The sequence below is a fragment of the Methylobacterium sp. J-118 genome, assembly GCF_057836565.1.
In genome coordinates this window covers 5393023-5406944 of sequence record NZ_JBYQFA010000001.1, presented here as the reverse complement: position 1 = coordinate 5406944, position 13922 = coordinate 5393023, and the positions used below count along the sequence as shown (strand labels likewise).

Here is a 13922-nt window from a genome sequence, read left to right as displayed (position 1 = left end):
GCACGGGCCCGCACTGGCCAGGCGCGCCGCCCCCGGGGCCGGGCGGGCTACCGCTTGAGCGGCCCGGCCTCGATCACGTCCTCGACGGTGCGCAGACCGGCGCGGGGGGAATTGACCAGGCAGGCCATGTTGCCCGGCGGGTGCAGGTTCTTCCACATCTTGGTGTGGGCCTGGGGGATCTTGTCCCAGGGGAACACCTCGCTCATGCACGGGTCGATCCGCCGGTCGAGCACGAACTGGTTGGCCGAGGACGCCTGCTTGAGATGGGCGAAGTGCGAGCCCTGGATCCGCTTCTGCCGCATCCAGACATAGCGGGCGTCGAAGGTGATGTTGAAGCCGGTGGTGCCGGCGCAGAACACCACCATGCCGCCGCGCTTCACCACCAGCGCCGAGACCGGGAAGGTCGCCTCGCCGGGATGCTCGAACACGATGTCGACATCCTGCTTGCCGGTGATCTCCCAGATCGCCTTGCCGAATTTCCGCGCCTCTTTCGTCCAGGCGTGAAATTCAGGGGAGTTCACCTTCGGAAGCTGGCCCCAGCAGTCGAAGTCTTTCCGGTTGATGACGCCCTTGGCGCCGAGGCTCATCACGTAGTCGCGCTTCGACTCGTCCGAGATCACCGCGATGGCGTTGGCGCCGGAGGCCGCGCAGAGCTGGACGCCGAACACGCCGAGGCCGCCGGAGGCGCCCCAGATCAGGACGTTCTGGCCCGGACGGACCGTGTGCGGCGCGTGGCCGAACAGCATGCGGTAGGCGGTGGCGAGCGTCAGCGTGTAGCAGGCCGCCTCCTCCCAGGTCAGGTGCTTGGGCCGGTGCATCAGCTGGCGCGACTGAACCCGGCAGAACTGCGCGAAGGAGCCGTCGCCGGTCTCGTAGCCCCAGATCCGCTGGGTCGGCGAGAACATCGGATCGCCGCCGTTGCACTCCTCGTCGTCGCCGTCGTCCTGGTTGCAATGGACGATGACCTCGTCGCCGACCTTCCAGCGCTTCACCTTGGCGCCGACCTTCCAGACGATGCCCGACGCGTCCGAGCCGGCGATGTGGTATTCGCCCTTGTGCACGTCGAAGGGCGAGATCGGCTCGCCGAGGCCGGCCCAGACGCCGTTGTAGTTGACGCCCGCCGCCATGACGTAGACCAGCACCTCGTCGTCGCCGATCTCCCAGACCGGCAGCACTTCGAGCTGGTGGGACTGCTCCGGGGGCCCATGGCGCTCGCGCCGGATCGCCCAGGCATACATCTTGGCCGGCACGTGACCCAGCGGCGGGATCTCGCCCATCTCGTAGAGGTCCTTGACCTCGCCGGTTGCCGGACCGACCGCAGCGCTCGCCGCCATCTCGCTCTCCTCTCGTCCCGCGTGGTTCTAGAAGGCCGCGGTTCTCCCCCGCGCTATAGCGGCGATGCCGAAGGTGTCCAAGTGGGCCGAAAGTCGAAACCGAAGGGTTTCCGACAGGAAAAAGGCCCCGGCACAGGGACGGCGCCCGCGTATTCAAATTCGGCTTTTCGGCAGGCCAAGTATTATTCCGCGCCGGCCTTGCGGGTGTCGGGTCCGAGACCTTGCGCCGCCCCGGAACCGAAGATCGGGTGGACTTTATACCAGCGATCCATCCTCCGCCCCGGGATCGGGGGTGGACGATCGCCCGACGGGGTGATTCCGGCCTTCGCGCGCCGCCGGCTCGCGTATCGGGACCGACTGCCTGGCCTTGGACGGATCGAAGACCGAAGACAGCCCTCAAATCGGGCTGTCCGGGCGGGCAAGTTTTTTAAAGGCCGGCCGGGACCCGCGGGAGCGACTTGCACGTCTGTCCCGGATGACGCGTCGCCAAGGCTTCGCTACGGTGGCCGCAAGACCGCGCCCCGCGCGCGGACATAAGATCATATGGAGGCGAGGGATGGGCGCGAACGTCGCGGAGACCAAGAGCGACAAGTCGAGCCGCGACAAGCCCTGGATCATCCGCACCTATGCGGGCCATTCCAACGCGGCCGAATCCAACGCGCTCTATCGGGGCAATCTCGCCAAGGGCCAGACCGGCCTGTCGGTGGCCTTCGACCTGCCGACCCAGACCGGCTACGATCCCGACCACGAATTGGCGCGCGGCGAGGTCGGCAAGGTCGGCGTCTCGATCGCGCATCTCGGCGACATGCGGACCCTGTTCCAGGACATCCCGCTCGCCCAGATGAACACCTCGATGACCATCAACGCCACGGCACCGTGGCTGCTGGCGCTCTACCTGGCGGTGGCCGAGGAGCAGGGCGCGCCGTTCGACGCCCTCCAGGGCACGACCCAGAACGACATCATCAAGGAATACCTGTCGCGCGGCACCTACGTGTTCCCGCCCGCGCCGAGCCTGCGGCTCACCAAGGACGTGATCCTCTTCACCACGAAGACCGTGCCGAAGTGGAACCCGATGAATGTCTGCTCCTACCACCTGCAGGAGGCGGGGGCGACGCCGGTCCAGGAGCTGTCCTACGCACTGGCCATCGCCATCGCGGTGCTCGACACGGTGCGCGACGACCCCGAATTCGACGAAAAGAGTTTTTCCGACGTGTTCGGGCGGATCTCGTTCTTCGTGAACGCCGGGCTGCGGTTCGTCACCGAGATTTGCAAGATGCGAGCCTTCGCCGAACTCTGGGACGAGATCGCGCAGGAACGCTACGGCATCGACGACCCGAAGAAGCGCATCTTTCGGTATGGCGTTCAGGTCAACAGCCTTGGACTGACGGAGCAGCAGCCCGAGAACAACGTCCACCGCATCCTGATCGAGATGCTGGCCGTGACCCTGTCCAAGCGCGCCCGCGCCCGGGCCGTGCAGCTGCCGGCCTGGAACGAGGCGCTCGGCCTGCCGCGCCCCTGGGACCAGCAATGGTCCATGCGCATGCAGCAGATCCTGGCCTTCGAGACCGATCTTTTGGAATATGACGATATCTTCGACGGCTCGAAGGTCATCGAGGCCAAGGTCGAGGCTCTGAAGGCCGAGACCCGGGCGGAACTGGAGCGGATCGGCGGCATCGGCGGCGCGGTCGCCGCGGTGGAGACCGGCGCCCTCAAGCGCGCCCTGGTCGAGTCGAACGCCAAGCGGATCTCGGCGATCGAGGCCGGCGAGCAGATCGTGGTCGGCGTCAACAAGTGGCAGCAGGGCGAGCCCTCGCCGCTCACCGCCGGGGAGGGGGCGATTTTTTCCGTCTCCGAGACGGTGGAGATGGAGGCGCAGGGCCGGATCCGCGAGTGGCGCAGCAAGCGCGACGACCGGGCCGTCGGCCAGGCGCTGGACGCCTTGGAGCAGGCGGCGCGCTCCGGCGCCAACATCATGCCGCCCTCGATCGCGGCCGCGAAGGCCGGAGTCACCACGGGCGAGTGGGGCGAGCGCCTGCGGCAGGTCTTCGGCGAGTACCGGGCGCCCACCGGGGTGAGCGTGGAGACGGTCTCCGCCGGGGCGGCCGAGGAGGCCAAGCTCCTGATCGCCGATCTCGGCGAGCGCCTGGGCGAGACGCCCAAGCTCGTGGTCGGCAAGCCCGGGCTCGACGGCCACTCGAACGGCGCCGAGCAGATCGCGCTGCGCGCCCGGGACGTCGGCTTCGACGTCACCTACGACGGCATCCGCCAGACGCCCGCCGAGATCGTCGCCAAGGCGAAGGAGACCGGCGCCCACGTGGTCGGCCTGTCGATCCTGTCGGGCAGCCACGTGCCGCTGGTGCGCGAGGTCCGGGCCCAGATGCGGGAGGCGGGGCTCGACCACATCCCCGTGGTGGTCGGCGGCATCATCTCGCCCGAGGACGAGTTGGTCCTGAAGAACATGGGCGTGCGCGCGGTCTACACGCCCAAGGACTACGCCATCGACCAGATCATGGTCGGGCTGGCCAAGGTGGTGGAGAAGAGCCTGGAGCGCCGGGACGACCGGCCGCGGGCGGATGCGCAGGTCTACTGAACCGGGCCACGCGCAAGGCGAATCGCGTCTCGATCGCGCACCGAACAAGGCGGAGCAGGTGGTGGCGACGCGGAAGATCGTCCGCCACGTCGCCGAGGCGGCCGCCGGCACCGGCGCGGTGACCGGCACCCTCGCGAGCCTCGCCCATTCCGCCGCCGCGCAGGGGCTCGGGGCCGCGCGCGCTGTCGCGTCAGTCCGAGCATCGGGAGCCGAGGTCGCGCGCTTCCGCACCACGCGGGCGGCCCGACCCCGCCCCTTCCCGGCTGCGCGGCGGATCGCGTAGGACGGCGCCATGCCGTCCGCCCTGCCCACGATCCTCCTCCTCGCCGTCCCGCTGGCCGCCGCCCTCTCGGCGGGGCTGATCCTGCGCCTGTTCCCGCTGCTCCGGCGCTACGCCCTGGCGCGGCCGAACGCCCGCTCCAGCCACACCGTGCCGACCCCGCAGGGCGGCGGCATCGCCGTGGTGACGGCGCTCCTGACGATCTCGGGGCTGCTCATCGCCGCGCCGGAGATCGGCGGCCGGCCGGACTGGATCTGGCTCGCAGGCTGTACCCTGGCCCTGGCTTTCCTCGGTGCGGTGGACGACCTCCGACCGCTGCCGGCCGCCCTCCGGCTCGCCGTGCAGGCGGTCGCGGTCGGGCTGCTGGTCTGGCACCTCGACGGGCGGCTCCTGCCCGGGGCACCCCTTTGGTTCGAACGCGGCCTCGCGCTGCTGGCGGGGCTCTGGTTCGTGAACCTGACGAACTTCATGGACGGGCTCGACTGGATGACGGTCGCCGAGACCGTCCCGGTGGCCGGGGCGCTGCTGCTGCTCGGGCTCACCGGATGCCTCCCGCCGCTGCCGACGCTCGTGGCGGCCTGTCTGCTCGGGGCGATGCTCGGCTTCGCGCCGTTCAACCGGCCGGTCGCGAAACTCTTCCTCGGGGATGTCGGCGCGCTGCCGGTCGGGCTCGTCACCGCGTGGCTGCTCTGGCATCTGGCCCTGGCGGGGGGCCTCGCGGCCGCTCTGCTGCTGCCGCTCACCGCCGTGGCCGATGCCACTTTGACGCTGGCCGCCCGGGCGGCCCGGGGCGAGCGGGTCTGGGAGGCCCATCGCGGCCACTACTACCAGCGCGCCACCGTGAACGGCCTGACGGTTCCGGGCGTGGTGGGGCGGGTGTTCGCGGTCAATCTCGCGCTGGCGGCGCTCGCCGCCGCGACCTTGTTTTGGCCGTCCTGGCCGGTCACCCTCGCGGCGCTCGCGGCCGGGCTCGCCCTGGTCGCGTCCCTGCTCCGCCGCTTCGCCCGCGCCCCGGCGCCGGCCCCCGCCGAAGGTGCCGCCCGCCCGTGACCGGATCGATCGCGCTCACCGGGGCGACCGGCTTCATCGGCCGCCGCCTGCTCGCCGACCTCACGGCCCGCGGCTACCGGGTCCGGGTGCTGCTGCGCCGGCCCACGGCCCTGCCGGAGGGCGCGGCGAGCGCGGTGGTCGGCGACCTGACGCGCCCGATCAATATGGCGGCGGCGCTCAGCGGCGTCGACGCCGTGGTGCATTCGGCCGGTCTCGCCCATGCGATGTCGGGCGCCCCGGAGGACGATTACCGCACCCTCAACACCGAAGCGACGCGCAGGCTCGCGGAGGCGGCCGCGCGCGCCAAGGTGCGCCGGTTCGTGTTCCTGTCCTCGATCCGCGCGCAGGTCGGCGCCAGCGCGCCCGGCGTGATCGGCGAGGGCGATCCCGCGGCGCCGACCGACGCCTACGGCCGCTCCAAGCTGGAGGCCGAGCGGGCGCTCGCCGAGACCGGGCTCGACTGGGTCGCGCTCCGCCCGGTCCTGGTCTACGGCGCCGGCGTGAAGGGCAACATGGCCGCGCTCCTGCGGCTCGCCCGCAGCCCCTATCCGCTGCCGCTCGGGGGGCTGACGGCGCGGCGCTCGCTGATCGCCCTGGAGAGTCTGTCGGCGGCCGTGGACGCGGTGCTGCGGGCGCCCGAGCCGCTGCGCCGGGCGCTGATCGCCGCCGACCCGGATCCGCTGAGCCTTCCCGAGATGATCGCCGCGCTCCGCGCCGGCCTCGGCCGCAATCCGGGGCTGGTCCCGGTGCCGGCGAGGCTCCTCGGGCTGGCCTGCCGGCTGACCGGGCGGGCGGCGCAGTTCGCCCGGGTGGCGGAGGGCCTGGAGGCCCGCGCCGACGGCCTCGCGGCTCTGGGATGGCGCCCGGCCGGGCCGACGCGGGACGGGCTGGTGCGGCTGGCGCGGGACGGGGGTTGAGCGCCGGACTGTCGTGTCGCGCCTGTTCTCCCTTTCGGGAGAGCCGTATTCCTACATCGGAGCCCGGACCAAGTGCACGATGGCGGCCTGCGCCGCATCGCCGAGCGAGGGGATTCACGCATCGGGGATGGGTCTTCAGGACCGGGCGCAGATCCCCTCTCCCGTGCGGGCTACGGGCTACACAAGTTTGAGGTACCAGTGCTGTCGTAGACCGCGCCGCGTCCCTCTCCCTTGCGGGCTACCGGATGCACACATCTTCGACGATAGAGGGCAGCGGCCGGACACAGTCGCGTCTCCCTCCCCCCTCTGCGGGGGAGGGTGGCCCCCGAAGGGGGTCGGGAGAGGGGAGCGAGGGTGCAGAATGGGACTAGCGCGTCATGACCGTCGCGCCCTGTCCTGAAGCCGCGCTCCCCTCTCCCGACCCCTGCTGACGCAGGGGCCACCCTCCCCCGCAGAGGGGGGAGGGCGCGTGTCATCTCTGGAGCGGGGTCTGAAGTCCAGCCGGAGCGATACAAGACCCGATGTGTGAATCCGGTAGCCCGCATAGGAAAGGGGACCCGCGTCTTCTGCGCCCACGGCTACGATCGAAACCTGTGTAGTCCGTAGCTCTGCGGGGGGAGGGTGGGCGCGTGGCTGTTCTGAACTGCCATGGCCGTCGACCGGGCGATGACCCCAAACCCGATCTGTGAATCCCGTAGCCCGCACGGGAGAGGAGGGCGGCGGCGCTCTCTTCCTTCAACGCAAGACGCGCGGACGTCATAGCCCGCAGACGTGACGGGCGTGTGCCCGATCAGCCGGTCACGGCCGGCGCCGCACCGGCCGACGGGTCGGCCTCGATCGTCACCGCGGCACGCGTCGCACGCCCGGGCGGCCTTTGTCCGTGGCGCTCGCGGAAATGCGGCACCGCCGCCTCGAACACCGCCTCCGCGGCCGCCCGATCCCCCGCCGCCACGGCGTCGCGCAGCTGTGCCACCCAGCCGTCGAGCCGGCCCCGGTCGGCGAAGACCGGCCGCGCCGCCATCACCCCGTCGATGCCCGGCAGGGCGACCCGGGGTTCCTCCCGGGCGAACAGGATCTCGTTCAACCGCTCGCCCGGCCGCGCCCCCGTGAAGGCGATCTCGATCTCCGCGCCGGGCTCGAAGCCGGCGAGCCGGATCATCCGCGCAGCGAGGTCGGCAATCCGCACCGGCTGGCCCATCTTGAGCACGTAGACCGCGGCGCGCTCGGTCTCGGCCGCGGCGCGCGCCTCGGTGTCGGCGTGGGAGGCGGCGGTCAGCACCAGGTCGCAGGCCTCGCGCACGGTCATGAAGTAGCGGACCATGTCGGGGTGGGTCACGGTGACCGGGCCGCCCCGGGCGATCTGCGCCTTGAACACCGGCACCACCGAGCCGGCCGATCCCAGGACGTTCCCGAAGCGCACGGCGATCAGCCGGGTCGGCGGAGGGGACGCGGGGTCCGGCCGGGCGGATTGCTCCGCGTCCAGCGCCTGGGCGACCATCTCGGCGAAGCGCTTGGTGACGCCGAGCTGCGAGACCGGCTCGATCGCCTTGTCGGTGGAAATCATCACGAGCGCCCGGGCGCCCGCCGCCACGGCGGCCTCGGCGACGTTGATCGAGCCGAACACGTTGGTCTTGATGCCCTCCTGCCAGTCCCGCTCCAGGTAGGGCACCTGCTTGAGCGCGGCGGCGTGCAGGACGTAGTCCGGCCGGAACGCCGCGATGACCTCATGCGTGCGCGTCCGGTCGCGGATATCGGCGAGCACGCCGGTCACCGCGGCCTCGGCGGCCAGGATCGCCGGGTGGGTGAGGATGCCGTGCAGCGCCGGCTCGGAGGAATCGAGCACCAGCACCGCCGCGGCCCCGAAGGCCACGGCCCGCAGGCAGATCTCCGAACCGATCGAGCCGCCGCCGCCGGTGACCACCACCCGGCGGCCGGTCAGGAACGCCTCCAGCCGCGTCCGGTCGATGGCGACCGTGGCACGCAGCAGCAGATCCTCGATCTCCAGCGGCGCCAGTTCGGGGCCCTGCGCGCCCTCGCCGAGCCCGACCACCCGGGCGAGCGGCAGGCCGAGGCGGCGGGCGCGGGCGAGGAGGTCGTCGGGGGCAGCCTCCGGCACCAGGGCGCTCGGGGCGGCCACCAGCCGCCGCACCGGCTCGCCGCCGGCGGCCAGGTCCGCCACCACCCGTTCGAGATCCCGGAAGCCGCCGAGCACGGGCACGCCGCGCATGAACTGCCCGGTCTCGTCCGCCCGGGGCGAGAGGATCCCCCGGGGCGCCAGCTTCCTGACCGAGCCCGCCTCGATGGCGCGGATCAGGACGTCGAGATCGGCGCCGCGCCCGAGCAGCAGCGTCGGGACCGTGGCGGCCCGGGCGCTGGATTGCCGGGACCGGGTGTCCTTGAGGTACCGGAAGGCGAGGCGGGTCCCCCCGAGCAGAAAGATCTGGAGGACCCAGTACAGAAGAATCGCGATCTTGCCGAAGAAGTAGAAGCCGTACAGGTCGGAGGAGACCAGGACCCAGTCGGTCACCAGCAGGGCGAGCGCCAGCACGCTCGCGGCGCGGACGATGCCGGCGAGATCCTGCAGGGAGGCGAAGCGCCACTTGGTCCGGTACAGCCGGAAACGGCCGTAGACGAGCCCAGCGCAGGCCAGGAACGGCGGCAGCAGGAGGGGCAGGGCGTGCAGGCGCTCGTCCAGCATCCCGCCCTGGAAGCGGAACAGGAAGGTGAGCACCACGGCGGCGGCGGTCGCCGCGAGGTCGTGGGCCACCATCACCGCGGTCTTGTAGAGGCGCTGCTGCATCGGGGGCCGGATCGGGTGCCGCGGGGTATCCGCCGCGCCACCGGTCCTGTCAACGCGCGGCATCGGCGCCGCGCCACACGGACGCGCGACCGCCCGGGCGGCCGCGGTACCGCCTACTTGACGAACGCGCCGGTGAAGCCGGTCTTGAAGTTCTTCCGGTAGACACGGCCCTTGACCGGGTCGAGCTTGTCGACGAGCACGATGCGGACGCGTTCGTTGAAGTCTTCGGTGGTCACGGTCTGTGCACGACCGGTGATCAAGGTTCGGGCCATCATCGTCTCCGCTGCGTCGCCCATGGCACAGGATTGCGCGGAGGGTCCGTTTTACTTGGGGTCCGGGCGGCCGTTTACAATCGCGGCGGATGACAAACCGCCGAATCCGGGTCGCGCACGCGGCTCAGGTCAGCGCCCGGGCCGCCGCGCCGGCGGCATCGTCCACGCGGTCGATGTCCGGGGCCTCGATGCGCCGGTAGCGGGCCTGGATCAGCCCGAAGGCCCCGAAGGCGGCGTGGCCCGCCGCCACGAGCCCCAGCAGGATCCAGCCGTAGGGCTGGGCGCGGAGCAGCGCGAAGGCCTCGGCCAACCCCTTGGCTTCGGAGGAGCGCTGGTGCCACGCCGCTGCCACGAGGAACCCGCCGATGATCAGGAAGGCCAGGCCCCGCGCCGCGTAGCCGAAGCGGCCGATCGGGCCGGCCCAGCGCGCCCGGGCCTGCGCGTCGAGGGCGAGTCGGTCGGTGACGTCGCCGCGCCACGCCTTGCCGAGGAAGCCGAAGCCGCCGCCGACGACCGCAAGGCCACCCAGGGCCACGAGCCAGCGGCCGAAGGGCTTGCCCAGGAGCCACGCCGTCCCGTCATGCACGCCGTCGCCGCCGCGCATGCCGAGGCCGAGGCTCAGGGAGGCGGCGCTGGCGGCGAGTCCGAGATAGAGCGCGGCGCTGACCACGTGCGCGCCGCGCACCGCCAGGCCCTTGATCGCGGTGCCGCGCCGGTCGGCATCCGTGATGCCCTCGACGAGGCGCCAGAGGGCGAAGCCCAAGAGGCCCAGCGCGATCAGGCCGACGAGCGCCGACCCGAAGGGTCCGGCCAGCACGGTACGCAGGGCGTCCTGGCTGTCGCCGGCCCGCCCGCCATGCCCGAGCGCCGCCAGCAGCGCCAGGGCACCGACCACGATATAGACCACGCCCCGGGCCCCGTAGCCGAGGCGGGCGATGCGCTCGATCGTGTTGCGGCCACCGGGGAGGGGGCTCATGCCGGGCCCCGGGGCGCGGCGGATCGGACGTTCGGCGGGGATGGCATCGACGGGCGGCATCCGGTGGGGCGGGACCGGCCAACGCCCGGCCGCGCGCACGCAATCCATGGCCGGCACGGGGACCCGGGCCGATGCCCTATGGCGGCGTCCGCTCGGCCCGCCCGGCGAGCGCCACGTAGAACCCGAGCCCGTCCTGACCCGGCAGGGTCTGCAGGCGCTCGATCAGGCCGCGGCGCTTCGCGTCGAGGAGCAGGCGCCCGGCCGGCTGGAACAGGGTCTCGCCGCCGCCCTCGGGGGGCGGGTCGAGTCGGATCGCCACGGTCTTGCCCTTGGCGAAGCGGCTGCGCTCCAGCATGTCCTTGAGCGAGGCCTCGGCGGTGGCCCGGTTGGCGCCGCGCAGGTCGAGCACCGAGTCCGCGTCCGTCACACCGAGGGAGCCGCGCAGCTTGGCCGCGTAGAAATCGTCGAAATGGGGCAAGTCGGTGCCTTGGTGCTCTGGCGGGCCGGGGAAGCCGGCCGTTGCGATCGGGTGCGGCTCAGACGCTGAGGCCGCGATAGATGTCGCGCACCGGCACGGCGCCATCAAGCTCCGGCAGCGTCACGGTGCCGTCGAGCCCGAGCGCCGTCACGCTCCAGTCCGCCGCGTCCCGCCGCCAGAGCTCGACCCGGGCCTCGTCGGAATAGACGATCAGCAGGACCGCGAGGCCCGGCACGGTCCGGTAGAAATCGATCTTGCGGCCCCGGTCCAGGCTCATGGTCGAGGGTGACAGCACCTCGGCGACGAGGAGCGGATCCGGCGCGTAGCCGTCCGGCAGGGGCGGCCCGCAGCGCACGACCACGTCGGGGATCGGCGCGAAATCGTCCATCGCGGCGCTGAGGATCGCCAGGCCCGGCAGGGCGCGGCAGCCCCGCGGCTCCGCCAGCGAATCGAGGCGTCCCGCTAGATTCATCACGATGCGCTGATGCTGCTCCCGGGGCGGGGCCATGAGCACGGGGTCCCCATCGAGCAGTTCCCAGCGCTCGTGCTCCGGGCGGGTCTCCACCCAGAGCCGGAACGCCGACACGTCCATCCGCACGTCTCGCTTCGCGGCCAGAGCCATAGCCGACCTCCGTTCCGGACTCAGACTAGCATCGGCGCGGCGCGCCCGCACCGGCGGCACCTCAGAAAGCCACCCGGGCGTAGACCTCGGCCAGCGGCAGGGTTCCGCCCAGTTCCGGCAGGTCCACGACGGCCTCCGCGGCGGCCACCCGCATGGCCCAGCCGGCATCCCGGCGCCAGACCTCGATCCGCGCCTCGTTCTGATAGACGATGAGGAGGGACTGCAGGCTCGGCACGGTGGCGTAGAAATCGAGTTTGCGCCCCCGATCGTTGATCATGGTCCCCGGCGAGAGCACCTCGACGATCACCAGGGGATCGTCGACGAAGCCGGTCGGCGGCATCGGTCCGCAATGGACCACGACATCCGGGTAGGGCGCGTAATCGTCCATCGCCGCGCTGAGGATCGCCAGCCCCGGATAGGCGCCGCAACCGCGTCGTTCGGCCAGGGCGTCGAGATGCTTGACCAGATTCGTGACGATCCGCTGGTGCCGGGCGCTCGGGGGCTCCATGAGCACGGGCTCGCCGTCAAGCAGCTCCCAGCGCTCCTCGTCCGGGCGCGGCTCCGCCCAGCGCCTGTATTCGGCGACGCTCATGCGCGCGTCGCGCTGCACAGCCAATGCCATGACGGCCTCCGATTCCGGCTCGGAGGCTAGCACGGACCGGCCCGGTCGGCGACGGATTCAGTCGGCGTCGCGCTGCGCGCTCGCGAGGGCCGTGCCGGCATTCAGGAAGCGCTGCGGGTCGACCGGCGCGCCGTCAATGCGGGTCTCGTAGTGCAGATGCGCCCCGGTGGAGCGCCCGGTGGAGCCGACGGCGCCGACCACGTCGCCCGCGGCGACGCGCTGCCCCGGGCGCACCGCGATCCGGGCCAGATGGCCGAACCGGGTGGTCAGGCCGTGACCGTGATCGATCTCCACCATGTTGCCGTAGCCGCCCGCGGCCTCCGCGGCGATCACCCGGCCGGGGGCGGTGGCGCGGGCGGGTTCGCCGTATTCCGCCTTCAGGTCGAGCCCGGTATGCAGGGCGAGGCCGCGGGTGAACGGGTCGAGCCGCGTGCCGAACGGGCTCGATACGGTCGCCGCGCCCCGGATCGGCCGGGCCAGCGGCAGCGCGGCGGCCGTCAGGCGCAGGCGCTCGCTCTCCATCAGCGCCCGGCGGGCCAGGGCCAGGCCGGACTCGAAGCCCGCCGCGTCCAGGATGCCGGCGTCGAGGGGGACCAGCGGGCCGCCGAGGCCCGCGGCCGGCGCGTCGAACCGCCCGGGATCGAGACCGGTCCGGCCGATCAGGCCGCGCATCCAACGGACGGCGTCGCCGGCCCGCGCGGCCAGGCCGGCGAGGCGCTCCCCCTGCGCCGCCTGCACACCCGCCAGGCGCGCCTCGAGCCGGATCAGGCCGGTCTCGGTCTCGAGGGCACTCCGGCGCGGCAGGGGGCGGTCGGGCCGGTCCGGCGCGGCCCCCCCGCCGGGGCGCAGGAGCGGTTCATCGTCGGCCGGCTCCAGGCCCGCACCAGTCTCCGGACCCGCACGGGAGTCCAGGCCCGCATCGGGGCGCGGCGCCAGCGCGCCGGTGACGGTCGGATCGGGCAGAGCCTGGCGCTCCAGACCGGCCAGGGCCGCCATGCGCCGCTCCAGCTCGGCCTGCCGCTCCAGCGCCGCCGCGACCCGGTGCGCCAGGCCGGCCTCGGTGCCGTCCCGACCGTCCCGGTCGCGGACGATCCGGTCCTGCAGATCGGCGATCCGCGCCTCGTAGGCGTCACGCATCGCCCCCTGACGGGCCACGAAGCCCGCGAGCACGTCGTCGTGGAACACGATCAGATACGAGGCGCCGAGGGCCCAGAGCAGCGCGCAGGCGGCGGCCAGCCAGGGCAGGGCCCGGAGCGGCGCGCGGGGCGGGAGGATCTTCGGAGGAAGCATCGGACGGCCCCGCGGGATCCGCCATTGAGGCCCCCGTAAGGTTAAGGATCCGTCGCGCCGCGCCCCTCCGATCCGTCAGGGGAGGGCCCGGGCGGCCGCCAGCACGGCCTCGGCGTGGCCCGGCACCTTGACCTTCGGCCAGATCCTGGCGATGCGGCCGGCGCGGTCGATCAGCACGGTGGTGCGCTCGACGCCCATGTACGTGCGCCCGTACATGCTCTTCTCGACCCAGACGCCGTAGGCCGCGAGCACGCCCTTGGCCTCGTCGGAGGCGAGGGGGAGGGCGAGCCCGTACTTGCCGCAGAACTTGTCGTGGCTCTTCACCGGGTCCGGCGAGACGCCGACGACCTTCGCCTCGGCCCCCGCGAAGTCCGGCAGCAGGCCGTTGAAATCCTGCGCCTCCAGGGTGCAGCCGCTCGTGTCGTCCTTCGGGTAGAAGTAGAGCACGACCTTGTGACCGCGGAGCGCGGACAGCGCGATCCGCCCGCCGCCCGAGGCCGGCAGGTCGAAATCGGGAGCCGGATCACCCTCTGATAGCGGCATCGTGCCTTCCTTTCGGCCGAATGATGGTGTGCAACCGATCGCGTGCCCGGCAGCACGCGATTGCGCCGCGCACACCCGAGCCAAAACCGGAGTCGCCGCCGCTGTAAAGCGGGGGCGCGCTTCGATCCACCGGCCGCGGAGCCCGGGA

General features: G+C 72.3%; 13 protein-coding genes. 4 read left to right on the top strand and 9 right to left on the bottom strand.

Features of this window, described 5'->3' with window-relative positions:
* Window positions 1-47: 47 nt before the first annotated feature.
* Window positions 48-1334 carry a crotonyl-CoA carboxylase/reductase gene (ccrA, locus tag AC3IF3_RS26360; RefSeq protein ID WP_243969548.1) on the bottom strand — a complete coding sequence of 429 codons (1287 nt, stop codon included), beginning with the start codon at window positions 1332-1334 and terminating at the stop codon, window positions 48-50.
* 556 nt (window positions 1335-1890) lie between these two features.
* On the opposite strand from ccrA, the gene AC3IF3_RS26355 reads away from it, so the two are divergent.
* The 4 genes from AC3IF3_RS26355 (at window position 1891) to AC3IF3_RS26340 (ending at window position 6171) form a co-directional block, all read left to right on the top strand.
* Window positions 1891-3924: a protein meaA gene (locus AC3IF3_RS26355; RefSeq protein WP_489230887.1), complete on the top strand. Its 2034-nt coding sequence runs from the start codon at window positions 1891-1893 to the stop codon at window positions 3922-3924.
* A 61-nt stretch (window positions 3925-3985) separates the two neighbouring features.
* The gene (locus tag AC3IF3_RS26350) at window positions 3986-4207 is read left to right on the top strand and encodes a hypothetical protein (protein ID WP_489230885.1); all 222 of its coding nucleotides are present in this window, start codon (window positions 3986-3988) and stop codon (window positions 4205-4207) included.
* Window positions 4208-4216: 9 nt separating this feature from the next.
* Window positions 4217-5254, top strand: coding sequence for an MraY family glycosyltransferase (locus AC3IF3_RS26345; RefSeq protein WP_489230884.1), 1038 nt, complete (start codon window positions 4217-4219; stop codon window positions 5252-5254).
* Complete coding sequence (locus AC3IF3_RS26340) at window positions 5251-6171, top strand: NAD-dependent epimerase/dehydratase family protein (protein ID WP_489230883.1); 921 nt, start codon at window positions 5251-5253, stop codon at window positions 6169-6171. The genes AC3IF3_RS26345 and AC3IF3_RS26340 overlap by 4 nt, the downstream gene beginning before the upstream one ends.
* A 790-nt stretch (window positions 6172-6961) precedes the next feature.
* Here the strand turns inward: AC3IF3_RS26340 and AC3IF3_RS26335 are convergent.
* From AC3IF3_RS26335 to AC3IF3_RS26300, 8 genes are all read right to left on the bottom strand, one after another.
* Entirely contained in the window at window positions 6962-8971 is a 2010-nt protein-coding gene (locus AC3IF3_RS26335; RefSeq protein WP_489230882.1) for an SDR family NAD(P)-dependent oxidoreductase, read from the bottom strand.
* Window positions 8972-9084: 113 nt separating this feature from the next.
* A complete protein-coding gene (locus AC3IF3_RS26330) occupies window positions 9085-9267 on the bottom strand; it encodes a hypothetical protein (protein ID WP_243969562.1) in 183 nt (60 codons plus the stop codon).
* Between the two features lie 100 nt (window positions 9268-9367).
* Window positions 9368-10219 carry a DUF1206 domain-containing protein gene (locus AC3IF3_RS26325; protein WP_489230881.1) on the bottom strand — a complete coding sequence of 284 codons (852 nt, stop codon included), beginning with the start codon at window positions 10217-10219 and terminating at the stop codon, window positions 9368-9370.
* 136 nt (window positions 10220-10355) lie between these two features.
* A complete protein-coding gene (locus tag AC3IF3_RS26320) occupies window positions 10356-10697 on the bottom strand; it encodes a hypothetical protein (protein ID WP_243969566.1) in 342 nt (113 codons plus the stop codon).
* Between the two features lie 58 nt (window positions 10698-10755).
* Window positions 10756-11319 carry a Uma2 family endonuclease gene (locus tag AC3IF3_RS26315; protein WP_489230880.1) on the bottom strand — a complete coding sequence of 188 codons (564 nt, stop codon included), beginning with the start codon at window positions 11317-11319 and terminating at the stop codon, window positions 10756-10758.
* Between the two features lie 61 nt (window positions 11320-11380).
* Window positions 11381-11941 (bottom strand): Uma2 family endonuclease, encoded by a 561-nt coding sequence (locus AC3IF3_RS26310; RefSeq protein WP_489230879.1) that lies wholly within the window; start codon window positions 11939-11941, stop codon window positions 11381-11383.
* Window positions 11942-11998: 57 nt separating this feature from the next.
* Entirely contained in the window at window positions 11999-13231 is a 1233-nt protein-coding gene (locus AC3IF3_RS26305) for a M23 family metallopeptidase (RefSeq protein ID WP_489230877.1), read from the bottom strand.
* Between the two features lie 75 nt (window positions 13232-13306).
* Entirely contained in the window at window positions 13307-13774 is a 468-nt protein-coding gene (locus AC3IF3_RS26300; RefSeq protein WP_489230876.1) for a peroxiredoxin, read from the bottom strand.
* Window positions 13775-13922: the final 148 nt, after the last annotated feature.